This is a genomic window from Micromonospora parva (genome assembly GCF_040649675.1).
GTDB lineage: Bacteria > Actinomycetota > Actinomycetes > Mycobacteriales > Micromonosporaceae > Micromonospora > Micromonospora parva.
On the sequence record NZ_JBEZFX010000009.1, the window covers coordinates 40,130 to 63,970 of the forward strand.

Below are 23,841 nucleotides of genomic sequence, written 5' to 3' on the forward strand. Positions count from 1 at the left end.
CTAGGCGAAGTCGGTTCACGAAAGTAAGGTCTGAGCGTGGACGACATGGACTGGGCGCTGCTGCGCGAGTTGCAGGCCGACGCGCGGCTCTCCTTCAGCGAGTTGTCCCGGCGGGTGCACCTGTCGCCGCCGTCGGTAGCGGAGCGGGTCCGCCGGCTGGAGGAGTCCGGGGTCATCACCGGCTACCACGCCCATGTCGACCTGACCCGCGCCGGCCGAACAGTGGTCGCGTTGATCCGGATGTCCTGTTACGGAACGCGGTGCATCCTGCACGACCCGGCGGTGGCCGGCTGGCCGGAGATCCTGGAGATCCACCGGATCACCGGGGACGCGTGCAGCGTGCTGAAGGTGGCGGCCGGCTCGATCGGCGCGTTCGAGGGGGTCATCGACCGTCTCGCCCCGTACGGCCAACCGTCGAGCACGATGGTCCTTTCCTCCCCGCTGAACTGGCAGCCCGTGACCCCCCTTGCCAGCCCGAACCCCGCACCCCGCCCCCGCTGACCCCCCGCACCCCGCCCGCCTGCGGGTTTGCGCCTGCGCCAACGGGAAAGCAGCGCGCGTGCCCAGGGGAGGGTTCCGGCGGTCGTCGCCGGTTGGGGGGAAATCATGCAGGGAATCCGCACGATCAACCGCGCGCTCTCGTCGCTACTGACACTGGTGGGGCTGGTCGGGGCGTTCGTCCTGTTGTCGGTCGCACCGGCTCGGGCCGGCGAGAACGTCTTCGTCGAGGTGACACCGAACAGCGCCCAGGCCGGTAGCCGGGTCAGCATCAAGGCAAGCTGCGACAACGACAACAACAACCGCCAGTCCAATGTGCACTCCGACGCGTTCGGGAACGTGATGCTCAAACCGGACAGGGGTTTCCTGACCGGACAGGTGACCATTCCGCGTGACAAGCCGGCCGGTGACTACCCGGTCGACCTGCGCTGCGAAAACGGCCAGACCTCGTCGACCACGCTGACAGTGCTGAACATGGCCTCGCCCAGCAAGGGGCCGGCGACCGGTGGCGGCGGTATGGCCGGCGGTCGCGGCACCGGCTCGTTGCTGGTGCTCGGTGGCGTCGCGTTGGTGGCCACCGCGATCGGGCTCGGGATGGCCGGCGGCCGGCGTCGATCGGGAGCCGGCTCCTGAGCCGGATCACCAATGACCCGCAGATCCGCGCGTGCGCGGCGGGACCGCCGCGCCCGCCTCCGGGCCGGGCCGGCGCTGCGCGCGTCCGGCCGGCTGGTGGCGCGCGTCTCCGGGCGGCTGCGCCGGGTCGCCGGGCAGGCGGTGTCGGCAAGTGTCGCCACCATCGATCCGGCCGCCCGCCCGCTGCCGCCACGGCGTCCGGCCGGGCCGCCGTCGGTCCGACACCGTTTCGCTACGAGCCCCGGGTTGCCGGTGCTGGCCATCGGCGCGCTGATGGTGCTGATCGTGGCGATGCTCGGCGTCGAGCAGGTGACCGGGATGAGCCTGCTGCCGGACCGGCTCAGCGCCGGCCTGCGACCGCCGCCGAAGAAGTTCCCGGTGCTGCCGGCCAGCCAGCCGACCAGCCTCGCCATCGAGGAGATCGGCGTGCGGGCGCCGGTGCACGCCGTGGGCATCGCCCCGGACGGCACGATCGCCGTGCCGGACGCGGGCCGCGCCCAGGAGGCCGGGTGGTACGACCAGGGGCCCACCCCGGGCCAGTACGGTCCCGCCGTGATCGTCGGGCACGTCGACACCACCAGCGGCCCGGCGGTCTTCCACAAACTCCGCGAGCTGCGCTCCGGTGACGAGATCGAGGTCACCCGCACCGATCAGCGGGTGGCGGTCTTCGAGGTCAACTCGGTGGAGAAGTTCGACAAGGGCCGGCTGCCGGTGGACGAGGTGTACGGGGACTTCAGCCGCCCGAGCCTGCGACTGATCACCTGTGGCGGGCAGTGGGTCGGCGGCGAGACCGGCTACGCGGACAACGTGGTGGTCTTCGCCTCGCTGGTCAAGGCGCGTTCCGGCGGCTGAGCAGCGTCGAGGTAGTCGGCCAGCCGGGCGGCAGCGGTGAGCATGGCCCGGCCCCGCTCGGTGAGCCGCTGCCGCCACTGACCCAGCGACGCGGCGAGCGGTTCCGCGCCGCCCGCGTCGCGCACCCGACGCAGCACGTCGGCGATGTGGTCGAGCCGGTACCCGCCCCGGCGCAGCAGGTGGGCCAGTTCGGCGTCGCGGACGTCGTCAGCCGAGTAGACGCGGTAGCCGGTCGCCGGGTCACGCACCGGCCGCAGAATCCCGGCCCGCTCCCACTTGCGTAGCGTGGCCGGTCGTACACCGAGCCGGTGGGCCAGCACGCTGATCGGCACGGCTCTGCGACTCTGCGGCTGCGGCGGCGCCCCGGTGAGCGTCGCCACCGCCGCCTCGACCGCGTCCAGGGTTTCCCGATCGCGCTGGAGCAGGGCATGACCCTGGTCGACGACGCGCAGCGCCGTGTCGATCTCACCCCGGTTGACGGCCCGCATGATCTCGCCGCTGGCCGGATAGCCGTGGCCCACGATCAACGCGAGGTAGGCGCTCAGGGCCTTGGCGTGCAGCTCGGTGAAGCGACGGTAGCCGTTCGGGGTGCGCTGGGCCGGCGGCAGGACGCCGTCGCGTTCGTAGTTGCGCACGGCCTGCGCGGAGAGGCCGTGCGCACGCGCGAGATCCACCGGTCGGCGTACACCCGGGTTTGAGGGTTTTGTGGCTGTCACCGCGCTCCGCCGCTCGTAGGTCTCAAACGCTGGTTCAACGATACGGTTCATGGAATGGCATCTTTTCTCGACCTGCTGGCGGCATCCCCGGACCTTCTCGCGCTCGGTGAACCGACGCACGGTGAATCCGCCTTCCTGCAGCTGCGCAACGAGGCCTTCCTGTCGCTGGCGGAGCACGGATACCGCTCGATCGCCCTGGAGAGCGACCGGGCGGCCGGGCTGATCGCCGACGAGTTCGTGCGGGGCGTCGCCGACGTGACGCTCGACCGTGCGCTCGCCGAAGGGTTCAGCCACGGGTTCGGCGCGTACCCGGCCAACCGCGACCTGCTGCTGCGGATGCGGGAGTGGAACGCCGGACGGCCGGACGCGGAGCGATTGACGTTCCACGGCTTCGACGCCCCGGTCGAGCTGGACAGCGCGCCGAGCCCACGCCACCACCTCCGCCAGGTCTGCCACTTCCTGGGCGTGGACCGGTCCGCCGAGATCGACGACCTGATCGGGGACGAGGCGCGGTGGAGTGACCCGGCCGCGATCTGGGAGCCGGGCCGGTCGGTCGGGCGTTCGGCGGACGCGCAGCGTCTGCGGGTGATCGCCGACGACCTGCTGACCGAGCTGTACCTGCGGGCACCGGGCAGGTCCGAGGGCTGGTCGGCGGCGTTCGTGCACGCCACGGCCGCAGTGGAGTTGCTGCGCTACCACGCCGCAGCCGCCACCTCGGTGGCGCAGGAGGAACGTTTCAACCGCCTGGCCGCGGTCCGGGACGCGCTCATGGCCGAGAACCTGCTCGCGATCCGGGCCGTCGAGGCCCATCGCGGACCCACGGTGGTCTTCGCGCACAACGCGCACCTGCAACGCCACCAGAGCACGATGATGCTCGCCGACAGGCAGCTGACCTGGGCCGGCGCCGGTGCGATCGTCGCGGCGCTGCTGGGTGACCGGTACGCGGTGATCGCCGGCAGCCTCGGCGCGAGCCCGGCGCTCGGCATCGGAGCGCCCGCCGGTTCGACCTACGAGGGCAGGCTCCAGCAGCAGGCCGGCCTGCCCCGGTACCTGCCGGCGGCCGACATCGCGCCGGCCGAGCGGCGGACGCACGACTACCGCTACTTCCCGCTGGATCAGGCCACGATCGACCACGCCGACCTGGTCCTGCACATCCCGACCGGTGTCGACGCGGCGGTGCTCGCCGATCGGATCCTCGCACTGCCCGACGTCGAGCAGGTGGTGGCGAGCGAGGAGAACGGATCACCCGAGGCGGCGTGGGGCGACCGGTTCTTCCACGTGGGCCCGGACCGCCGCCAGCCGTTCGCCACCATCGTCGAGCACGACGTGCCCGGCTTCGACGAGGCCGCACAGCTCGACCGCCCCGGCGTCTTCCGCCTCAACCTGGACCTCGGCCGGGCCGAGTTCGAGCGGCTGTTCGGCTTCCCGCCCAAGGAGTTCGAGGAGCACCGGCACGAGTTCGACTTCGCCCGGCTGGACACCCTCGCGCCGCACCCGGGCTACGCCCTGTACGGGTTCGCCAGCGTCGTCATGCCCGGCCCGCACCTGCTGCCCGAGGTCGACCGGCTGCTCGCGGTCGCGCACCGCCGGGCTGTCGACCGCCACGAACGCGCGACCCGCCGAGCACCCCACCCGCAGTCCGGAGCCTGACCACGCCCCTCGACGTCAGGCGGCGGCCTCGGGCTCCCGCAGGTCCAACCAGTCGGCCCAGCGGGGGTCGGGGGCGCGGTGCCCGAGGACCCGCCAGGCGGTGCCCTTCGGGGCGGCCGGCAACGCGTGTAACCGCCACCCCATCTCGGCCGGGGTCTTGTCGCCCTTGGTGTGGTTGCACCTGGCGCACGCGGCGACGACGTTCTCCCAGGCGTGCCGGCCGCCCCGGCTGCGCGGGAAGACGTGGTCGATGGTCTCGGCCGGGCCCCGGCAGTAGGCGCACCGCCACCCGTCCCGGGCGAAGATCGCCCGCCGGGACAGCCCGACATGCGTTCGGTACGGCACCCGGACGAAGCGCGTCAGCCGGACCACCGACGGCACCGGGAGCGCGTCCCGGGCGCTGTGCAGGATGCCGTCACCATCGGCGACGCAGACCGCCTTGGCGGAGAGGACGAGGATCGCGGCACGACGCACCGACACGACACACAGCGGCTCGTAGGTGGCGTTGAGGACCAACGCGCCGGAGCCCACCGTGGGTCGTATGTCAGGCATCGCGCTCACCCTCCCGGTTCAGCGGCTGCTGGGGACCGCCGTCGACCGGGGCCGGGCACAACGGCCCACACGGTCGACGCCGGGCCGATCACCGACGTCCGTTGCGCCAATAGTCCCTGATCGGACCCCGGATTGCACGTACTAATCTCTCTTCTGGTAAGCGGATCACCCCTGCCGGGTCGGGTAGCTGCGGCAGTGGCCATCGACACCTATGGTCACGGGCATGATCGACAGACTTTCCGCCGCCACCGTGCGCCACCGGCACGTCGTCCTGGCGCTCGGGCTTGTCCTTGCCTGCGTGAACGCCGCCGCCCCGGGTTCCACCGTGGGGACCCGCGTCCTGCTGTTGCTGTCCCTGGCGGCGCTGGTCCTGTCGGTGTTCCTCATGGGGGTCCGTCCGGCCTACTTCGTGGTGCGGCCGCAGGTTCCCGCCTTCGCCACCCCTGGTCCGGCCTGGATGGTGTTCTTCGCCCTGGGCTACCTCGGGCCCGCGTCGCTCTGCCTCGGCGCGCTGATCCGCTCGACCAGCGAGGGCACTCTGTCGACGTTCGACCTGGTTTTCAATCTTCTCTGGTTGCTCCTGGCCGCGTTGGTGATCACGCGGGCGTGGCGGGGTCACGGGGTACGCCTGCATCCGTCCGGGGTACGGCAGACCTGGCCGCTGGGCTCGCTCACCGTGCCGTGGGAGGCAATGCTGGCGCCGCAGGTTCCCCCGGCGACCGACAGTCGTCCGTGGCTCCCGATGCGGATCACGGCACCCGAACTGGTTCGGGGGCGCGGCATCCCGCGCAGCCGGCGGGCGTTGCGGACGGACGTCGTCGATCCGGGATTCCTCGCCTCTGCCATCGGGCACTACGTCGCGCACCCCGAACACCGGGCGGCGATCGGCAGTCACGCCGAGTACGAACGGCTGCGCGCCGAGTTGCCCGCGAGAGGGTGAGCAACGACCGGCAGGCAAGCCTGCCGGTGGAATCACCGGCCGGTGGGTCGGCGGCGGACGCCCGGTCTCCTTACGGTACGAAGACAGGGTGAGTGCCGCCAGCGTGACGCCCCTAGCCCTGTCCGACGCCGTCTCGGTGAGCTGCCAGGGCAGCACCTCCTGCGAGTGGATCTACCGGATCACCGGGTCCGGCTGGTTCGCCGAGGGCAGCTACTGGATCCTGCTCAAACCGCTTCGGGTGCTGCTGATCCTGGCGCTGGCGATGGTGGCCCGGTGGGCGCTGCACCGGACGATCAACCGGTTGGTGCGGACGACCACCGACGGCGCGGTGCCGACGATGCTGCGGCCGCTGCGCGAGCGGGTGCCCACCGCCGCGGCCGACCCGGCCGAGTTCGTCCCCGAGCGACGACGGCAGCGGGCCGAGGCGATCGGGTCGGTGCTGCGCAGCCTGACCACCGCGTTCGTCTTCGGCATCGCGCTGCTGATGATCCTTCGCGAGTTCAGCTTCGACCTGGCTCCGCTGCTGGCCAGCGCGGGGATCGCCGGCGTCGCGCTGGGCTTCGGTGCGCAGAGTCTGGTGAAGGACCTGATAGCCGGCCTCTTCATGCTGATCGAGGACCAGTACGGCGTGGGCGACAACGTCGACCTGGGCGAGGCGATGGGTGTGGTCGAGTCGGTCGGCCTGCGGGTCACCACGGTGCGCGACGGCCGGGGCGTGCTCTGGTACATCCGCAACGGCGAGATCATCCGGGTGGGCAACAAGAGCCAGGGCTGGGCCCTCGTGGTGGTGGACCTGCCGATCGGCTTCAACAGCACCGAGGAGGCCACCGCGGTGCTGCGGACCGCTGCCGCCTCGGTCGCGATGGACCCGGAGCTGTCGCCGGAGATCGTGGAGGCACCCGAGGTGCTGGGGGTCGAACAGGTGACGGTGGACGGCGCGGTGATCCGCACAGTGGTGAAGACGACCGCGGACGGGCAGTTCGCTGTGGGTCGGGAGTTGCGTCGGCGGCTCGCGGAGGCCCTGGAGAACTCGGGGATCACCGCGCAGATCGCGGCGGCCCGCATCTATCCCGGTCTCTCGACCCGCCCGCTGTCCGACGGTGAGACTGGTCAGGGCGGCGCCACCTGACCCGGCGACATCGTCCTGCGATTCAGGGGTCGCGAGCCGGCCGGCCCCTCGGGTATCGTCCGTTCGTTCAGTCGGGGAGGCGACGAACGACCCGTTCGACCTAGCTAGTTGTCAGACGATCGGGCAGAATCCGGAACACGCGTTCCCACCAAAGCGTGATCACATCCTCGCTGATCCGTAGATCTGACGAGAGCTTCCGGCCGTGCTGCCACGAGCGGCCAAGCCGGGGCCGATGGAGGCGACGGTGCCTAACGAGCGACCTTCCGCGGAAGGCCCGGCCACATTTCGCGAAGTGTTCTCCCAGCGCGAGTTCCGGGCTGTGTTCGTGGCCAGCGCGCTCTCCTGGGTCGGCGACTATGTAGCGAAGGCCGCCGTCACCCTGCTCGTCTTCCAGCAGACCCGGTCCGTCGCGCTCTCCGCGGCCGCCTTCGCCGTCAGCTTCCTGCCCTGGCTGCTCGGTGGTCCGGTGCTCGCCGCACTCGCGGAGCGGTACCCGTACCGGCGGGTGATGGTGGCATGCGACCTCATCCGGATGGCGCTGATGCTGCTCATCGCCATTCCGAGCCTGCCGTACCAGGCGGTGCTGGTGCTCATCTTCGCCGCCACCTTGGCCAACCCACCGAGCCAGGCGGCGAAGTCCGCGCTGATTCCGCAGTTGCTCACCGGGGACCGGCTGGTGCTGGGTCTGTCGCTGAACAGCAGCGTCGGGCAGGCCGCCCAGGTGGTGGGGTACGCCTTCGGCGCCGCCCTCGCCGCGATCACCCCGGAGGTGGCGCTGCTGTTCAACGCGGCCACGTTCGGCCTCTCGGCGCTGCTGGTGCGCCTGGGCGTGCGCGACCGCCCGGCGGTGATGAACCCGGCGCACCGCAGTCACCTGCTGCGCGAGACCCGCCAGGGGTTCGGCATCGTGTTCGGCACACCGGTGCTGCGGGCCATCGCGGTGCTGGTGTTCAGCGCGATGCTCTTCTCGATCGTTCCCGAAGGGCTGGCCGCGGCCTGGGCCAACGACGAGAGTCGCGGCGCCGTCAGTGCGGGCACCGCCCAGGCAGCGATCATGATGGCGAACCCGATCGGCTTCATCCTCGGCGGGTTGCTGGTGAGTCGCCTGTTCGGGCCGGCCCGCCGACTGAAGCTGATGCGGCCGCTCGCGGTGCTCGCCCCCCTGATGCTCGTGCCGGCCCTCCTCGACCCCCCGCCGTTGATGGTCGCGCTGCTCGCCGCGCTCTGCGGGTTCGCGGTCGCCGGCATGATGCCGATGGCCAACGGGTTGTTCGTCCAGGCGCTGCCGGACGGGTTCCGGGCCCGCGCCTTCGGCGTGATGGCCACCGGGGTGCAGGTCATCCAGGGTTTCGCGGTGCTGGTCACCGGGGTGCTCGCCGACCGGTTCCCGATCCCGATCGTGGTCGGGGTGTGGAGCGCGGCCGGGGTGGTGCTCATGGCGGTGGCCACGCTGCGCTGGCCGGACCGGCAGACGGTGGACGACGCGATCACCGCCGCTGCGAAGGCCAACGTCGAGCCGCCGGCCGTCGGACCCGACGGCCCTCCCGGTGACCGCTCGCCGGGAGGCGCCACCGCCGACCCGCACGCCGGTGACGGACACCGCCGGCACGCCGTCACCTGACCCGTCGCGCCGAGGTCGACACGAGCGGGTCGGACGCCCGACATCGGGGGGCGTCGACCCGGCGTGATCCGACGCACGCCGTGCGGGTCGGGTCGGCCCGGGGCGCACCTGGCAGGATGGAACTGTGACTTCCGCAGGCGAATCCGACCGTCCCGGTGCGTCGATGACCCTCTTCGAGGCGGTCGGCGGCGAACCCACCTTCCGCAGGCTGGTCGACGAGTTCTACGCCGGTATCGCCACCGATCCCCTGCTGCGCCCCATGTACCCGGAGGAGGACCTGGGCCCGGCCGCGGACCGGATGACCCTGTTCCTGATGCAGTACTGGGGCGGGCCGAACACCTACTCCGCCCAGCGCGGGCACCCGCGGCTGCGGATGCGGCACGCGCCGTTCCGGATCGGCGCGGCCGAACGGGACGCCTGGCTGCGGAACATGCGCCGGGCCGTGGATCGACTCGACCTTGAGCCGGAGATCGCCGGCACCCTCTGGGACTACCTGGAGCGGGCCGCGTACTTCATGGTCAACGTCGAGGACGACCCCGCCCACGGCGTCTGACCCGCCCGGCCCGCCACACCGTCAGAGCAGCGCGCCCTCGTCGTGCAGCCAGTCCACGAAGCTGGTGGCGACCGCCGCGCCACAGTCGAGCATCTCGACCAACAGCGCGTCGTGGGTGCCGGCACCGAGCGGGACCTGAAGCTCCGCGTAGATCGGCAACTGACCGCGCTCGGTCGGGTCACCGATGTACGCCTTGCAGAACCGGCGGGTGTGGTTCCACTCGTTGACCACCCGGTACGCCCGGTCGGCCCAGTCCGGCGGGACCGTGGCGTGCGGACGGGCCCGCATGACGAGGATCTCGTCCTCGGGGCCTTCCAGGGTGACCAGCACCGCGTGCCGCTCCCACATCGCCAGCAGGTTGCCGTCGCCGTCGGCCAGGTAGCGCACGTCCAGTAGATCGAGTGCGTCACAGACCCGGCGCAGGCTCACCGGCTCGACGGTGGCGGGCATCTCGGTCAGCACTGGCCGCTCGTTGGACGGGCAGTCGTCCCCCGGCTGGCGAGGGCTGGGCGGACCAATCCGGACCGCACTGTCGACTGTGATCCCGCTTCGGGTTTCCGGATCGCCGCCGTCGGCGGGACCGGGGCGCCATGACCACCACGGCATCGCTCGCGCACCTCACTCCCCAGCGGATCCAGTCGCCTACGGTGCGTTGGATCCGAGGATGGACGGTACCCGGACAGCCGGGTTGAAGCACCCCCCCAACGACCGCCCCTGACCAGAAGAATGAACCGGGGTCATCCGTTCGGACGAGCGCTCAGGGGTGTCACGGCAAGATCCGTGGCCTTCTGCAACCACGCCGCTCCGTGCGGTCCCACCAGGCCGACCCAACGACCGGCCACCCGCACCTGAACGGTGCCCCCGCCCTCGCCGGCCGACGAGCCGTCGGCGGCGCCGAGGAAGCCCATCCGGACCACCCCCTGCACCAGCCGCTGCGGCACCTCGACCGGCGCGGCGGGCGTCCCGTCCGGGGTGATCAGCACCGCCACGTGGTCGAGCAACGCGTCGCGCAGCGCCCGCTGGCCCACAGCCCGGCCGGCGACACCCTGCTCGCTCGCCGTCCGCAGGGTGCCCGCCGCCGCGTCCGCGATCCGTCGCAGCTCGGCGACGGGCAGCGCCTCCACCTGCTGGCTCCGCGCCGGCGGCAGCGGCCACCGCCACTGGGCGTCCCGCCGGGCCGGCAGGGCCGTACCGCCGCGCTCCAGCTCGGCGAGCAGCTCCGCGGCGGCCACCGTGACGTCCTCAGCGGCGCCGTCGGCCGGCCCGCCGGCAACGGTGCGGACCACCAGAACCTGCCACGGCAGCCGGGCCCACAGCGCGACCCGGCCGGGTGCGCCGGCCGGCCGCAGCCGGACCGGCGCGGCCGGGTCCAGTCGGACCAGCCGGGCCAGGAAGGCGCCCGCGTCGGCCACCCCGGCGACACCGTGCGTCGACGCCGCCACCCGGCCCGGCCCAGCGGTGCCCGGCCGGGTCACCCCACACCGCCCTGCGGTGCGTACGTGAGCAGGAAGTCCCGTTCCTCGGTGGTGATCCGCCGGGGCACCTGACGGGTCAGGTCGAACGGCACCAGCACGGACCGGGCCCGGCTGGCCAGCACGTCGCCGTCGTACAGCTCGTAGGCGACGGTGAACCGGGAGGCCCGGATCTCCTCCACCCACAGCTCGATCCGTACGGTGGGCGCCGCCTCCGCGGTGGCCCGGCCGAGCGCGTAGTCGACCGGGCGCAGGTAGTCGACCTCGTGACGGCGGATCACCACCCCGTCGGCGAACGAGCCGACACCCCAGGCCCGCCCGCCGGCGAACATCAACGCGACCCGCGCCTCCTCGTACAGGGTGAGGAAACGCGAGTTGTTGACGTGGCCGTACGCGTCCAGGTCGGACCAGCGCAGGGTGCAGTGGTAGACGAAGCGATCAGACACCGTCTGCGCCGGTCAGTCGCGGGTCAGCTTGCGGTAGGTCACCCGGTGCGGCCGGGCGGCCTCCGCGCCGAGGCGGTCGATCTTGTTCTTCTCGTACGCCTCGAAGTTGCCCTCGAACCAGAACCACTTCGCCGGGTCCTGGTCGTCGCCCTCCCAGGCCAGGATGTGCGTGGCGACGCGGTCCAGGAACATCCGGTCGTGGGAGATGACCACGGCGCAGCCGGGGAACTCCAGCAGGGCGTTCTCCAGGCTGGAGAGCGTCTCCACGTCCAGGTCGTTGGTCGGCTCGTCGAGCAGGATGACGTTGCCGCCGATCTTCAGGGTCAGCGCCAGGTTCAGCCGGTTGCGCTCGCCGCCGGAGAGCACCTTGGTCGGCTTCTGCTGGTCCGGGCCCTTGAAGCCGAACGCGGCGATGTACGCCCGCGACGGCATCTCGACCTTGCCCACCATCAGGTAGTCCAGTCCGTCGGAGACGACCTCCCAGACGGTCTTGTCGCCGTTGAGGCCCTCCCGGTTCTGGTCGACGTACGACAGGGAGACCGTCTCGCCGACCCGGACCGACCCGCCGGTCGGCTGCTCCAGCCCGACGATGGTCTTGAACAGGGTGGTCTTGCCGACGCCGTTCGGGCCGATGATGCCGACGATGCCGTTGCGGGGCAGCGAGAACGACAGGTTGTCGATCAGCAGCCGGTCACCGAAGCCCTTGCTGAGGTTGTTCGCCTCGATCACCGTGCTGCCCAGGCGCGGGCCCGGCGGGATCTGGATCTCCTCGAAGTCCAGCTTGCGGGTCTTCTCCGCCTCGCTGGCCATCTCGTCGTAGCGGTCCAGGCGGGCCTTGGACTTGGTCTGCCGGGCCTTGGCGTTGGAGCGGACCCAGTCCAGCTCCTCGGTGAGGCGCTTCTTCATCTTGGCGTCGCGGCGACCCTCGACGGCCAGTCGGGCGGCCTTCTTCTCCAGGTAGGTGGAGTAGTTGCCCTCGTACCCGATGGCCCGGCCGCGGTCCAGCTCCAGGATCCAGCCGGCCACGTTGTCGAGGAAGTACCGGTCGTGGGTGATCGCCATGACGGTGCCGGCGTACTTCGCCAGGTGCTGCTCCAGCCAGGAGACGCTCTCCGCGTCCAGGTGGTTGGTGGGCTCGTCGAGCAGCAGCAGGTCGGGCGCCTCCAGCAGCAGCTTGCAGAGCGCGACCCGGCGACGCTCACCGCCGGAGAGCTGGGTCACGTCGGCGTCCGGCGGCGGGCAGCGCAGCGCGTCCATGGCCAGTTCGAGCTTGGAGTCGATGTCCCAGGCGTCGAGGTGATCAAGCTCCTCCTGGAGCTTGCCCATCTCCTCCATCAGCTCGTCGGAGTAGTCGGTCGCCATCTGCTCGGCGATCTTGTTGAACCGCTCCAGCTTGGCCTTGGTCTCGGCGACCGCCTCCTCGACGTTGCCGAGCACGGTCTTGGCCTCGTTGAGCGGGGGCTCCTGGGCGAGCATGCCGACGGTGTAGCCGGGCATCAGCCGGGCCTCGCCGTTGCTCGGCTTGTCCAGCCCTGCCATGATCTTGAGGAGGCTGGACTTACCGGCGCCGTTGGGGCCGAGCACACCGATCTTGGCCCCCGGCAGGAAGCTCAACGTGACGTTGTCGAGCACGACCTTGTCGCCGTGCGCCTTGCGCGCCTTTTCCAGGACGTAGATGTACTGGGCCACGGTGCGGGCTACCTCCGTCGGTTGCTGTCGCTGATCGGCGGCGCGGCGCGGGCTGCGAGGACCGCCCGCCGCCGCCGGCCGGGAGCCGGCCGCGCGCACGCCATCGTCAATCCTGACAGGTACGAGACGCTTCGCCCACATCACCCCGCCCCAGGAGTACGCGGCGAGCCTCTCTGCCGACAGCGGTATTACCAATTAGCGTTCCCGTATGACCAAGAAGATCGCCATCAGCGTGCCCGACGACGTGGCCGACCGGTTGGCCACCGAGCCCAACGTCTCCGCGTTCGTAGCCCGAGCCGTGCGCCGCCAGATGGCCGGCGAAAAAACGCGGGAGGTGCTCGCGCGCGCCGGTTTCGTCATCACCGACGAGGACGTAGCCGAAGCTCATGCGGAGATGGAGCAGCTCAAGGCACGCATCACCCCCGAACTTCGTGAGCAGGCCGCCCGGCTACAGGCAGAGGTCCTCGCGGCACGGGCGAAGGCACGCCGCTGATCGCGTTCGGGTTGGCGCTGGACACGACCGCGCTCCTCTCCTACTCATCCGGCGCCAGGGATGTCGGAAAAAGGATCGCGGAGGCCGCCGACTACAACAGGGATGTTCTTGTGCCCGCACTGTGCCTCGCGGGCGCCCATGAGCGGGCCACGGCCGAGCAGTGGGAGATGCTCGAACTGCTCGGCGCGCTACCGCAGGTGCAGGTCACCGCCGTCGAACCGGAAATGTGCAGCTATCTCGCCGGTTGGTCGCGCCGGATGAACGGCCGGATGGACCTGGCCCAGTTGGCGATGGACGCCGCTGCGCACCCTCTCGTACCGATCATGACGGCTCGGCGGGAGCTGCTCGGCGAGGTGCTGCCCAAGGAGTGGCCGATCATCGACCTCTGACCAGGGCGGCTGTCGAGAAGATCACCTTCAGGGTTCGGTCAGACGGAGGCGGGTAGGAGACTCCGGCACTAGGCACAAGACGCCGCAGCTACGCTCAGTACGCTCATCGCGGTGGACCCGTCAGTACCCGGAGGTGGCCGATCGTGACCGTCCGTAGCTCCTTTGTCGTAGTGGCGAACCGTCTGCCGGTCGACGAGGTGAGCACACCCGAGGGCCGGCAGTGGCGACGTAGCCCTGGCGGGCTGGTCACCGCGCTGCACCCCGTCCTCGCCGAACACAAGGGCACCTGGGTCGGCTGGGCCGGTGGCACCGGCGCGGCCCCCGAGCCGTTCGACCTGGAGGGGATCCGGCTGCACCCGGTCCCGCTCAGCGCCGAGGAGCTGGAGCGCTACTACGAGGGCCAGTCCAACGCGACGATCTGGCCGCTCTACCACGACGCGGTGGAGACACCGGCCTACAAGCGCCGGTGGCGCGAGGCGTACCGCCTGGTCAACGCCCGGTTCGCGGAGGCCGCGGCCGACGTGGCGGCCGAGGGCGCGACGGTCTGGGTGCAGGACTACCAGCTCCAGTTGGTCCCGGCGATGCTCCGTGAGCTGCGCCCGGACCTGCGGATCGGGTTCTTCCTGCACATCCCGTTCCCGCCGATCGAGCTGTTCATGCAGATGCCGTTCCGCACCGAGATCCTGCGCGGCCTGCTCGGCGCCGACCTGGTCGGTTTCCAGCAGCGGCTGGCCGCGCAGAACTTCGTCCGGTTGGCCCGGCACCTGCTCGGGCTGCGCTACGAGGGGCAGATGATCCAGGTTGACGGTCGGCAGGTGAAGGCCGGCGCCTTCCCCATCTCGATCGACACCCAGGAAATGGAGCGGATGGCCGCCGACCCGGCGATCCAGGCCCGGGCCAAGCAGATCCGCGCCGAGCTGGGCGACCCGAAGACGATAATCCTGGGCGTGGACCGACTGGACTACACCAAGGGCATCGAGTTGCGGCTCAAGGCCTTCCGGGAACTGCTGGCTGACGGAAAGTTGACAGTTCCCGACGCGGTCATGGTTCAGGTCGCCACGCCCAGCCGCGAGCGCGTGGAGCACTACCAGGCACTACGGGTCAAGGTGGAGCGCGAGGTCGGCCGGATCAACGGCGAGTTCGGTCGGGTCGGCGTGCCGGCGGTCCATTACCTCCATCAGTCGTACAGTCGCAGTGAGCTGGCGGCGATGTACGTTGCTGCCGACGTGATGATGGTGACCCCGCTGCGAGACGGAATGAACCTCGTGGCGAAGGAATACGTAGCATCACGTGCCGACCAGGGTGGAGCGCTCGTACTCAGTGAGTTCGCCGGTGCCGCCACCGAGCTTCGCCAGGCATTTTTGTGTAACCCGCACGACCCGGACGCGGTCAAGGACGCCCTCCTCCGGGCCGTGCACGTGGAGAAAACCGAGGCACGCCGCCGGATGCGGACAATGCAACGTCACCTGCGTACCCACGACGTGGGCCACTGGGCCAAGTCTTTCCTCTCGGAGCTCGGAGTTCCCGAGGCGGAGGCCGAGTGAACACGTCCGTCAACGATGGGGCGGCAATCGCCACCGGGGTCATGGACCCTGAGCTGCGCGCCGCCATCGGCCGGATCGCCCGGGTCCCCCAGCTCCTGGTCGCCTGCGACTACGACGGCACGCTCGCGCCGATCGTGGAGGATCCGAGCACGGCCGTCCCGCTGCCCGAGTCGGTGGCCGCGGTCCGCGCACTCGCCGCGCTGCCGCAGACCACCGTCGCGGTGGTCTCCGGTCGGGCGCTGCGCGACCTGGCCGCCCTCTCCCGGCTGCCCAGCGAGGTGCACCTCGTCGGCAGCCACGGCTCCGAGTTCGACATCGGCTTCGTCGAGCGGCTCTCGCCCGAGCTGGTCGCCGTTCGCACCCAGGTCCGCAACGCGCTGCGCGAGATCGCCGCCGAGCACCCGGGCATCCGGCTGGAACGCAAACCGGCCAGCGTCGCCATGCACACCCGGGGAATCGACCCGCAGGTCGCGGCCTCGGCCATCGAGGCGGTGCTCAACGGTCCGGCCACGTTCGACGGCGTCACGGTGACCCAGGGCAAGGAGGTCATCGAGCTCTCCGTGGTGGCCACCCACAAGGGCACCGCTGTCGACCAGCTCCGGACCCAGCTCGCCGCCAGCGCGGTGCTGTTCATCGGCGACGACATCACCGACGAGAACGCGTTCGGCAACCTGCACGGCCCCGACCTCGGCATCAAGATCGGCCCCGGTGACACCCAGGCCGGCTACCGGGTGGCCGACCCGCTGGAGGCCGCGCGGGCACTCGCGCTGCTGCTGGAGACCCGCCGGCACTGGCTGTTCGGCGAGCGGGCGGTGCCGATCGAGCGGCACTCCATGCTGGCCAACGGTCGTACCGTCGCGTTGCTCACCCCCGAGGCCAAGGTGAGCTGGCTCTGCCACCCCAAGCCGGACTCGGCGGCGATCTTCGCCGATCTGGTCGGTGGCAGCCCGGCCGGCCACTTCAGCATCGTCCCGGAACGCGGCGGCATCCCGCTGGGTCAGCGCTACCGCTCCGGCACGATGACAGTGGAGACCCGCTGGTCCGGGCTCACCGTCACCGACTGGTTGGACAAGCCGGCCCGGGAGACCACCCCGGACGGCCCGGCGGTCGTCACCGGTGACTCGACCCTGGTCCGGGTGCTGACCGGCGGCGGCAAGGCCCGGGTGGAGTTCGCACCGCGGCCGGAGTTCGGCCAGGTGGCCGTGCAGTTGCAGCCACTCGGCGACGGCCTGCTGGTGCTCGGCTCCAACGAGCCGGTCGCGCTCTACTCCCCCGGCGTGCAGTGGGAGGTCGGCAACGACGGCGGGTACGAGACCGCCAAGGCGATCGTCGACCTCTCCGCGGCCGGCGGACAGGTCGTGCTGGAGCTGCGCTTCGGCACGCACAGCCTGGAACATCACCGGGCGCCGATCCACGAGCGTCAGGCCGCCGCCGAGCAGCCGTGGAAGGACTGGGTGGCCTCGCTGCGGCTGCCCTCCACCGCTCGTGACCTGGTCGCGCGCAGCGCCCTCACCCTGCGCGGGCTCTGCCACGAGGCCACCGGCTCGATCCTGGCCGCGGCGACCACCTCGCTCCCCGAGGAGCTGGGCGGCGTCCGCAACTGGGACTACCGCTACTGCTGGCTGCGCGACGCCGCGCTGACCGCCCGCGCCCTGGTCGACCTGGGCTCCGTCGAGGAGGCCGAGGCGCTGCTGCGCTGGGTGGACGGCTGCATCGAGCGCACCGGCGGGCACCCGGAGCGGCTGCACCCGCTCTACACCATCGACGGTTACGAGCTGGGCGCCGAGGCGGTCATCGACACGCTGCCCGGGTACGCCGGCTCCCGGCCGGTCCGGGTCGGCAACCTCGCCAACCACCAGTTGCAGCTGGACGTCTTCGGCCCGATCGCCGACCTGATCGCGGCCGTCGCCGACGCCCGCGGCTCGGTCCGCGACGACGAGTGGCGGGTCCTGGAGAACATGGTCGAGGCGGTCCGCCGCCGCTGGCACGAGCCCGACCACGGCATCTGGGAGGCCCGGCTGCCACCCCGGCACCACGTGTTCTCCAAGGTGATGTGCTGGATGACCGTCGACCGGGCGCTGCACGTGATGCGCCAGCACGGCGGCGAGGACCGGCCCGAGTGGAAGGACCTGCGGGACCGGATCGGCGCCAACGTGCTGGAGCACGGCTGGCACTCCGACGTCGAGGCGTACAGCGTCGCCTACGGGGACGAGGACATGGACGCCTCGTCGCTCTGGATCGGCCTCTCCGGCCTGCTCCCGGGCGACGACCCGCGCTTCCTGTCCACAGTCCTGCGGATCGAGGCGGACCTGCGCAGCGGCCCGGTCGTCTACCGCTACCACTGGGACGACGGCCTGCCCGGCCGCGAGGGCGGTTTCCACATCTGCACGGCGTGGCTGATCGAGGCGTACCTGCGCACCGGTCGGCGCACCGACGCCGAGGAGCTGTTCGCGCAGATGGTGCTGACCGCCGGCCCGACCGGCCTGCTCCCCGAGCAGTACGACCCGCTGGCCGAGCGCGGCCTGGGCAACCACCCGCAGGCGTACAGCCACCTCGGGCTGATCCGCTGTGCCCTGCTGCTGGACAACATGCTCAAGCAGTAGTCGACCGACAGACCACGACGGGCCGGAGCAGCGCTGCTCCGGCCCGTCGTCTGTGCCGGCACCGCCACGTCGCCGGCCCGCTGTCCTGACCCTCGCCGCACCGGCCATCGCTGGCAATCTTGGACAGTTTCCGTCAGCACGTGACGGAAACTGTCCAAGATCTCGTCCGTGAGCACCCTGGCACGCCCGACCGGTGTCGTCGGCGCGGTCGGAACGGACCCTCAGCCGTCGAGCGTGCCCACCACGTCTCCCACCACGACGACGGCGGGCGGGCGCAGGTCGGCGGCGAGCAGGTCGGCGGCCACCTCGCCCAGCGTGGACCGCAGGACGCGTTGGGTGCCGGTGGTGGCTTCCTGGACGACGGCGGCCGGCGTCTGCGGCGGCCGACCGTGGGCGATCAGGGTGGCAGTGATGGCGGCGAGGTTCTTCAGCCCCATCAGGATCACCAGGGTGCCGTGCAGACCGGCGAGGGCGTCCCAGCGCACCAGCGAGGCCGGCGAGTCGGGTGCCAGGTGCCCGGAGACCACTGTGAACTCGTGCGCCACCCCCCGATGGGTGACCGGAATCCCGGCCGCCGCCGGGGCGGCGATCGAACTGGTCACCCCGGGGACCACTGTCACCGGCACACCGGCCGCCGCGCAGGCCAGCAACTCCTCACCACCGCGCCCGAAGACGTACGGGTCGCCGCCCTTGAGCCGGACCACGACGGCGCCGGCCAGGGCCCGGTCGACCAGGATCTGGTTGATCTCCTCCTGGGCCCGGGACGGGCCGTAGGGGATCTTCGAGGCGTCCACCAGCTCGACGTCCGGGCGCAGCTCGTCCAGGAGCAGGCCGGGCACCAGGCGGTCGGCGACCACCACGTCCGCCTCGGTGAGCAGCCGCCAGCCCTTGACCGTGATCAGCTCGGGATCACCAGGCCCCGCCCCGACCAGCGCCACCCGCCCGGCCCGCCGCCCACCGCCCGCACCGCCCGCACTGCCCGCACTGCCCGCACCGCCCGCGCCGACCACGTCGGTCCCACCTGTCGCACCGGCCGAAGAGCCGGGCCGGCCCCGCGTCGAAGCGGTCCCGTCCGATCCCAGGCGGACCGCGAGCAGGTCGCGGATCGCGTCACGGACGGTCATCGCCCGTCGGGGGTCGCCGCCGCCGAGCACCGCCACGGTGACCGGGCCGTGCCGGGTCACCGCCGGGGTCCAGGCGGTGGCGGCCGTGCGGTCGTCGGCCCGGACGCAGAAGATCCGCCGCTCGGCGGCGACGGCGCTCACCGAGGCCGCCGCCATCGGGTCGTCGATGGCGACCTGGACCAGCCAGGCGCCGTCCAGGTCCTCCGGTTCGAACCGGCGCGGCACCCAGTGCAGTCGCCCCGCGTCGACCTGGGCGCGCAGCGCCGGGGTCAGTTCCGGGGCCACCAGCAGGACGTCCGCACCGGCGTCCAGCAGCGCGGGCACCCGCCGGGTGGCGACCGTGCCGCCGCCCACCACCACCACCCGTCGCCCGTGCAGGCGCAGCCCGAGCGGGTACGGGTTGGCGGTCATGCCGCACCGCCGGGGCGGACGGCTCGTTGGTCGCGCGCTGTCACTTCTCGGCCACCCCGGCGGAGTCGAAGGTGGCCACCTCGTGCAGCACCCGGACCGCGCCGGTGACCACTGGCAGCGCCAGCAGCGCGCCGGTGCCCTCGCCGAGGCGCAGCCCCAGGTCGATCAGCGGGTCGAGCCCGAGGTGGCGCAGCGCCACTGTGGCACCGGGCTCGGCCGAGCGGTGGCCGGCGACCATCGCGCAGACCGCAGCCGGGGCGAACGCGGCGGCGGCGAGGGCGGCCGAGACCCCGATCACGCCGTCCAGCAGCACCGGCGTGCGGCGCGCCGCGGCACCCAGGATCAGCCCGGCCAGGGCGGCGTGCTCCAGGCCACCGACGGCGGCCAGCACCCCCAGCGGGTCGGCCGGGTCGGGGGTGTGCCGGGCCAGCGCGGCCCGCACCACCGCCACCTTGTGGGCGTACGTCGGGTCGTCGACGCCGGTGCCCCGACCGGTGGCGTCGAGCGCGTCGACGCCGGTGAACGCGGCGATCAGCGCGGCGGCCGGGGTGGTGTTGCCGATGCCCATGTCTCCGGTGAGCAGGATGCCGGCACCGGCGTCGATCAGCTCGTCGGCGATGCGGATGCCGGTCTGTACCGCCGCCAGCGCCTCGTCCCGGGTCAGCGCGGTGGTCACAGTGAAATCGCTGGTGCCCCGGCGGACCGACGCGACGACCAGCCGGGGCACTGCCGGGTCGAGCACTGCCGGACCGGTGACCGCTGGGTCGAGCACCGCCGGGTCGGAACCGGCCGGCGCGGCGGCCGGGTCGGTGGCCAGCGGGGTGGCCACGCCGACGTCGACGACGGTGACCGAGGCACCAGCCTGCCGGGCGAACGCGTTGACCACCGCACCGCCGGCCAGGAAGTTGCCGATCATCTGCGCGGTGACCTCCTGCGGCCAGGGGCTGACCCCCTGGGCGTGCACCCCGTGGTCGCCGGCGAAGATCGCCACCGCGGCCGGCTCGGGCAGCGGCGGTGGGCACGCCCCGGCCAGACCGGCGAGGCGTACCGAAAGCTCCTCCAGCGCGCCCAGCGAGCCCACCGGCTTGGTCAGTCGTCCGTGCAGCTCCCGGGCGGCGGCCATGGCCGCCTCGTCCGCCGGACGGATCGCCGCGATCGTGGTCTCCAGCATCATGCCTCCATGGTCTCGCGCAGCACGTCGATGAACGCGTCGGTGGTGTTTCGGTCACGTACCGCCACCCGCAGCCAGTCCGGGCCGAGGCCGGGGAACGTGTCGCCCCGGCGCACCGCCCAGCCGCGCTCGCGCAGGGCCGCCCGGATCCGGGTGGCGCCCGGCAGGTGCAGCAGCACGAAGGCGCTGGCGGGACGGCCGACGACGCGTACACCGGGCAGGTCGGCCAGTCGCGCGACCAGGTGGTCGCGGTCGGCGGCGAGGTCGGCGGCGATCGCGCGTTCGGCCTGGACCGCGACGACGCTGGCGCAGGCCGACGCGGCCGCCAGCGCGGGCGTGGAGACGGCCCAGAGCGGCTGGACGGCGGCCAGGCGGGACAGCAGTTCCGCTTCGCCGAGCAGGTAGCCGATCCGGAGGCCGGCCAGACCCCACGTCTTGGTGAGGCTGCGCACCACGAGCAACCCGGGCAGGTCGCGGCGTTCGGCCAGCGACTCCGGCTCGCCGGGGTGCCCGGGGGCGGTGGTGGTGTCGGCGAACGCCTCGTCGACCACCAGCACCCGGCCGGGGCGGGCCAGCGCGGCCACCGTCCGGGCGGGGTGCAGCACCGAGGTCGGGTTCGTCGGGTTGCCGATCATCACGAGGTCGGCGTCGGCGGGCACCCGGGACGGGTCGAGCCGGAAGTCGTCGGCGGCGTCGAGCAGCACCCGCTCGACCTGGTGTCCGGCGGCCCGCAACGCGGCCTCCGGCTCGGTGAACTGCGGGTGCACCACCACCGGGCGGCGGACGCCGCGCAGCGCCTGGGCGATCAGCACGAAGCCTTCGGCGGCCCCGGCGGTGAGCAGCACCTCGTTCGGGTGACGGTGGTGTCGGGCGGCGACCGCCGCGCGGGCCGGCACCGGGTCCGGATAGCGGGCCAGGTCGGTGAGGGTCGCGGCGATCGGGTCGGCGAGCCAGGCGGGAGGCCGGGCCCGACGGACGTTGACGGCGAGGTCGATCAGGCCGGCGGTGGCCTCCGCGTCGCCGTGGTGCCCGAGGTCCGGCTCGAACCCGGTAGGTGGGGCGAGCGTGCTCGGCTGATCAGACATGTCCGCGATCCTGCCGGGAAGGTGGCCGGTGGGACAGCCGATCTCGACGTAAGCCGCGTCACCACTCGCCGGTTTAAGAGTTCTTCTCATGTACGAATCGGAAATGTCATAACTTGACCAGGTGAGCAATCGACCCCTTGCCGCCGCTGGTCGTCTCGTCCCTCTCCTGCGTGCCGGGCTGATCGCCGGAATCGTGATCGCCGCCGCCGCGTACCCACTGGTCGCCCTCACCGGGCTCGGCGCGAAGGCCACCGCGCACGCCGTGGACCAGAAGACCCGGGTGCTGAAGACCGCCCTGCCCGCCGAGACCTCGTACCTCTACGCCCCCGACGGCAAGACCGTGCTGACCATGTTCTACGAGGAGTACCGGCAGTACACCAAGCTGTCGGACATGTCGCCGAACATCCAGCAGGCGATCGTCGCGGCCGAGGACTCCCGCTTCTACCAGCACCACGGCGTCGACCCGAAGGGCGTGGCCCGGGCCTTCGTCTCCAACGCCCGCTCCGGCGGCTCCCAGGGCGCCTCGACGCTGACCATGCAGTACGTCCGGATGGCCCTGCGGGACAGCGCGACCACACCCAAGGAGGTCCAGCAGGCCACCCAGCAGACCAGCCTGCGCAAGGTCAAGGAGATGCGGATGGCGCTGGACCTGGAGAAGGAGCTGAGCAAGGAACAGATCATGGAGCGCTACCTGAACTCGGCGTACTTCGGGCACCGCGCGTACGGCATCTACGCGGCCAGCGAGATCTTCTTCTCCAAGACCCCCAAGGACCTCACCCCGGTCGAGGCCGCCACCCTCGCCGGACTGGTCAAGTCCCCGTCCGAGTACGACCCGGCCGACTCCGACCAGAAGGAGGCCACCGGCCGGCGCAACTACGTGCTGGACCGGATGAGCCAACTCGGCTACCTCTCCCCCGACTCGGCCGCCGCCGCCAAGTCCGAGCCGATCCGGCTCAAGCTGACCACCCCACCGCACGACTGCGCCGCGGTGACGGAGAAGTACAACAGCTGGGGCTTCGCCTGCGACTACCTGAAGAACTGGTGGAGCGCGCAGCCCGCGTTCGGCGCGAACCGGCTGGAACGGATGGACAACCTGCGCCGGGGCGGCTACCGGATCGTGCTCAGCCTCGACCCGAAGATCCAGGAGGCGGCGGAGAAGAGCGTCGGCGCCAAGGACGCCACCGGCAGCCCGTTCGCCAACGGCATCGTGGTCTCCGAGCCGGGCACCGGGCGGGTGAAGGCGATGGCTGTCAACCGGACGTACTCGCTGGACCTGGCCGAGAACCCGCAGAGCTCCAACCCCGAGGCCGGGCCGAAGGTGAAGGCCAACTACCCGAACACTGTCGCGCCGCTGCTCGGCGGCGGTGACCTGGCCGGCTACCAGGCCGGGTCGACGTTCAAGATGTTCCCGATGTTGGCCGCGCTGGACTCGGGGATGACCCTCTCCACCTCGTTCAACGCGCCCTACCGCTACAAGTCGTCCGTGTACGACGGCTGGGCGCCCTCCAACGCCAGCGGGGCCATGACCGGTCAGCAGACCATGTGGTCCGGCTTCGGCAAATCGGTCAACACGTACTTCGTGTGGCTGGAGGAGAAGGTCGGCGCGGACCGGGCGGTCCGGTTGGCCGAACAGCTCGGGCTGCGCTGGCGCACCGACGTCGACCGGGAACAGGCGTCCCCGGCCAAGGCGAAGAAGTGGGGCGCGTTCACCCTGGGCGTCTCCGACGCCACCCCACTGGAGATGGCGAACGCCTACGCCGCCATCGCCGCCGACGGCCGCTACTGCGAGGCCATCCCGGTGCAAGCGATCATGAACCGGGACGGCACGCCCGCCACGTACGCCACCCCGGGCGGCCTCCACCGCGAGGTGGCCAAGCCACGGTGCCGGCAGGTCGTCAGCGCGGACGCCGCGCGGGCAGCCACCGACGCGGCCCGCTGCCCCACCGGCGACACCCCGGCGCGCGGCAGCTGCGGCGGCTGGTCCACCGCCGACAGCGTGCGGGGCACCGTCGGACGCCCGGTGGCCGGCAAGACGGGTACGACCGACAGCACCAGATCGGCCTGGTTCGTGGGCTACACCCCGGAGTTGGCGGCGGCGAGCTTCATCTCCGACCCGGACAATCCGTTCAACGCGGTCGGTGACGGGCAGTCCCAGATCCCCATCAAGGCGGTCTCGGAGACCCTGCGCGACGGCCTGAAGGGCAGCCCGACCCGCCAGTTCACCCCACCATCCGACGCCATCGTCGGCTGACCGGCGGGCGGGTCAGCGC

Annotated in this window: 22 protein-coding genes; 13 read left to right on the plus strand and 9 right to left on the minus strand. The window is 71.8% G+C overall.

Translation table 11 applies throughout. The annotated features are described in order from the left end of the window. The first annotated feature begins 36 nt into the window (after positions 1–36). From AB0C03_RS22590 to AB0C03_RS22600, 3 genes are all read left to right on the plus strand, one after another. On the plus strand, positions 37–501 hold the full coding sequence (locus tag AB0C03_RS22590) for an Lrp/AsnC family transcriptional regulator (RefSeq protein WP_030333480.1): 465 nt from the start codon (positions 37–39) through the stop codon (positions 499–501). Positions 502–606: 105 nt separating this feature from the next. Next, the gene (locus AB0C03_RS22595) at positions 607–1,131 is read left to right on the plus strand and encodes a hypothetical protein (protein WP_210866023.1); all 525 of its coding nucleotides are present in this window, start codon (positions 607–609) and stop codon (positions 1,129–1,131) included. A 12-nt stretch (positions 1,132–1,143) separates the two neighbouring features. Next, the gene (locus AB0C03_RS22600; RefSeq protein ID WP_210866022.1) at positions 1,144–1,983 is read left to right on the plus strand and encodes a class F sortase; all 840 of its coding nucleotides are present in this window, start codon (positions 1,144–1,146) and stop codon (positions 1,981–1,983) included. Here AB0C03_RS22600 and AB0C03_RS22605 read toward each other — a convergent pair. Next, a complete protein-coding gene (locus AB0C03_RS22605; RefSeq protein ID WP_307857854.1) occupies positions 1,926–2,657 on the minus strand; it encodes a TioE family transcriptional regulator in 732 nt (243 codons plus the stop codon). The genes AB0C03_RS22600 and AB0C03_RS22605 overlap by 58 nt on opposite strands. A 96-nt stretch (positions 2,658–2,753) precedes the next feature. Here AB0C03_RS22605 and AB0C03_RS22610 point away from each other — a divergent pair, with 96 nt between their 5' ends. Then, positions 2,754–4,349, plus strand: coding sequence for a DUF6194 family protein (locus tag AB0C03_RS22610; protein WP_357638722.1), 1,596 nt, complete (start codon positions 2,754–2,756; stop codon positions 4,347–4,349). A gap of 15 nt (positions 4,350–4,364) precedes the next feature. Here AB0C03_RS22610 and AB0C03_RS22615 read toward each other — a convergent pair whose 3' ends face one another. Further along, positions 4,365–4,901, minus strand: coding sequence for an HNH endonuclease (locus AB0C03_RS22615; RefSeq protein WP_030333470.1), 537 nt, complete (start codon positions 4,899–4,901; stop codon positions 4,365–4,367). Positions 4,902–5,124: 223 nt separating this feature from the next. On the opposite strand from AB0C03_RS22615, the gene AB0C03_RS22620 reads away from it, so the two are divergent. The 4 genes from AB0C03_RS22620 (at position 5,125) to AB0C03_RS22635 (ending at position 9,144) form a co-directional block, all read left to right on the plus strand. Beyond that, positions 5,125–5,841 carry a hypothetical protein gene (locus AB0C03_RS22620; RefSeq protein ID WP_210860633.1) on the plus strand — a complete coding sequence of 239 codons (717 nt, stop codon included), beginning with the start codon at positions 5,125–5,127 and terminating at the stop codon, positions 5,839–5,841. 136 nt (positions 5,842–5,977) lie between these two features. Further along, positions 5,978–6,970: a mechanosensitive ion channel family protein gene (locus tag AB0C03_RS22625; RefSeq protein ID WP_483414219.1), complete on the plus strand. Its 993-nt coding sequence runs from the start codon at positions 5,978–5,980 to the stop codon at positions 6,968–6,970. A 232-nt stretch (positions 6,971–7,202) separates the two neighbouring features. After that, positions 7,203–8,591: an MFS transporter gene (locus AB0C03_RS22630; RefSeq protein WP_051708604.1), complete on the plus strand. Its 1,389-nt coding sequence runs from the start codon at positions 7,203–7,205 to the stop codon at positions 8,589–8,591. Positions 8,592–8,754: 163 nt separating this feature from the next. After that, complete coding sequence (locus AB0C03_RS22635) at positions 8,755–9,144, plus strand: globin (protein WP_081883881.1); 390 nt, start codon at positions 8,755–8,757, stop codon at positions 9,142–9,144. Between the two features lie 21 nt (positions 9,145–9,165). Here AB0C03_RS22635 and AB0C03_RS22640 read toward each other — a convergent pair whose 3' ends face one another. The 4 genes from AB0C03_RS22640 to ettA form a co-directional block, all read right to left on the minus strand. Continuing rightward, positions 9,166–9,750 (minus strand): type III secretion system chaperone family protein, encoded by a 585-nt coding sequence (locus AB0C03_RS22640; RefSeq protein ID WP_030333460.1) that lies wholly within the window; start codon positions 9,748–9,750, stop codon positions 9,166–9,168. 131 nt (positions 9,751–9,881) lie between these two features. After that, on the minus strand, positions 9,882–10,619 hold the full coding sequence (locus AB0C03_RS22645; RefSeq protein ID WP_030333458.1) for a DUF8185 domain-containing protein: 738 nt from the start codon (positions 10,617–10,619) through the stop codon (positions 9,882–9,884). Beyond that, a complete protein-coding gene (locus AB0C03_RS22650) occupies positions 10,616–11,062 on the minus strand; it encodes an acyl-CoA thioesterase (protein WP_030333456.1) in 447 nt (148 codons plus the stop codon). Before AB0C03_RS22650 ends, AB0C03_RS22645 begins: the two co-directional genes overlap by 4 nt. Before the next feature lie 12 nt (positions 11,063–11,074). Then, positions 11,075–12,751: an energy-dependent translational throttle protein EttA gene (gene ettA / locus AB0C03_RS22655; protein WP_030333455.1), complete on the minus strand. Its 1,677-nt coding sequence runs from the start codon at positions 12,749–12,751 to the stop codon at positions 11,075–11,077. Between the two features lie 208 nt (positions 12,752–12,959). On the opposite strand from ettA, the gene AB0C03_RS22660 reads away from it, so the two are divergent. The 4 genes from AB0C03_RS22660 to otsB all read left to right on the plus strand — a co-directional run bounded on the left by AB0C03_RS22660 (position 12,960) and on the right by otsB (position 17,780). Next, positions 12,960–13,244: a hypothetical protein gene (locus tag AB0C03_RS22660; protein WP_156057614.1), complete on the plus strand. Its 285-nt coding sequence runs from the start codon at positions 12,960–12,962 to the stop codon at positions 13,242–13,244. Between the two features lie 110 nt (positions 13,245–13,354). Further along, a complete protein-coding gene (locus AB0C03_RS22665; protein ID WP_357638726.1) occupies positions 13,355–13,633 on the plus strand; it encodes a hypothetical protein in 279 nt (92 codons plus the stop codon). A 143-nt stretch (positions 13,634–13,776) separates the two neighbouring features. Further along, a complete protein-coding gene (locus tag AB0C03_RS22670; protein WP_030333449.1) occupies positions 13,777–15,177 on the plus strand; it encodes an alpha,alpha-trehalose-phosphate synthase (UDP-forming) in 1,401 nt (466 codons plus the stop codon). 41 nt (positions 15,178–15,218) lie between these two features. After that, complete coding sequence (otsB, locus tag AB0C03_RS22675; RefSeq protein WP_357638920.1) at positions 15,219–17,780, plus strand: trehalose-phosphatase; 2,562 nt, start codon at positions 15,219–15,221, stop codon at positions 17,778–17,780. 221 nt (positions 17,781–18,001) lie between these two features. Here otsB and cobA read toward each other — a convergent pair whose 3' ends face one another. From cobA to cobC, 3 genes are read right to left on the minus strand one after another with little or no spacing between them, the layout of a single operon-like run. Beyond that, complete coding sequence (gene cobA, locus AB0C03_RS22680) at positions 18,002–19,315, minus strand: uroporphyrinogen-III C-methyltransferase (RefSeq protein WP_357638728.1); 1,314 nt, start codon at positions 19,313–19,315, stop codon at positions 18,002–18,004. Between the two features lie 40 nt (positions 19,316–19,355). Next, on the minus strand, positions 19,356–20,486 hold the full coding sequence (cobT, locus tag AB0C03_RS22685) for a nicotinate-nucleotide--dimethylbenzimidazole phosphoribosyltransferase (RefSeq protein WP_030333444.1): 1,131 nt from the start codon (positions 20,484–20,486) through the stop codon (positions 19,356–19,358). Then, entirely contained in the window at positions 20,486–21,571 is a 1,086-nt protein-coding gene (gene cobC / locus AB0C03_RS22690) for an Rv2231c family histidinol phosphate aminotransferase CobC (protein WP_357638730.1), read from the minus strand. Before cobC ends, cobT begins: the two co-directional genes overlap by 1 nt. A gap of 121 nt (positions 21,572–21,692) precedes the next feature. On the opposite strand from cobC, the gene AB0C03_RS22695 reads away from it, so the two are divergent. Further along, positions 21,693–23,822, plus strand: a complete 2,130-nt coding sequence (locus tag AB0C03_RS22695) for a transglycosylase domain-containing protein (protein WP_030333439.1) — start codon at positions 21,693–21,695, stop codon at positions 23,820–23,822. The last annotated feature ends 19 nt before the right edge of the window (positions 23,823–23,841 follow it).

Coding starts and splice junctions, on each gene's coding strand:
- AB0C03_RS22620 (WP_210860633.1), top strand. CDS start 5,125: ATGATCGACAGACTTTCCGCCGCCACCGTGCGCCACCGGCACGTCGTC.
- cobA (WP_357638728.1), bottom strand. CDS start 19,315: ATGACCGCCAACCCGTACCCGCTCGGGCTGCGCCTGCACGGGCGACGG.
- AB0C03_RS22640 (WP_030333460.1), bottom strand. CDS start 9,750: ATGCCGTGGTGGTCATGGCGCCCCGGTCCCGCCGACGGCGGCGATCCG.
- AB0C03_RS22635 (WP_081883881.1), top strand. CDS start 8,755: ATGACCCTCTTCGAGGCGGTCGGCGGCGAACCCACCTTCCGCAGGCTG.
- AB0C03_RS22600 (WP_210866022.1), top strand. CDS start 1,144: ATGACCCGCAGATCCGCGCGTGCGCGGCGGGACCGCCGCGCCCGCCTC.
- AB0C03_RS22595 (WP_210866023.1), top strand. CDS start 607: ATGCAGGGAATCCGCACGATCAACCGCGCGCTCTCGTCGCTACTGACA.
- cobC (WP_357638730.1), bottom strand. CDS start 21,571: ATGTCTGATCAGCCGAGCACGCTCGCCCCACCTACCGGGTTCGAGCCG.
- otsB (WP_357638920.1), top strand. CDS start 15,219: ATGGACCCTGAGCTGCGCGCCGCCATCGGCCGGATCGCCCGGGTCCCC.
- AB0C03_RS22615 (WP_030333470.1), bottom strand. CDS start 4,901: ATGCCTGACATACGACCCACGGTGGGCTCCGGCGCGTTGGTCCTCAAC.
- AB0C03_RS22660 (WP_156057614.1), top strand. CDS start 12,960: ATGACCAAGAAGATCGCCATCAGCGTGCCCGACGACGTGGCCGACCGG.
- cobT (WP_030333444.1), bottom strand. CDS start 20,486: ATGCTGGAGACCACGATCGCGGCGATCCGTCCGGCGGACGAGGCGGCC.
- AB0C03_RS22630 (WP_051708604.1), top strand. CDS start 7,203: ATGGAGGCGACGGTGCCTAACGAGCGACCTTCCGCGGAAGGCCCGGCC.
- AB0C03_RS22610 (WP_357638722.1), top strand. CDS start 2,754: ATGGCATCTTTTCTCGACCTGCTGGCGGCATCCCCGGACCTTCTCGCG.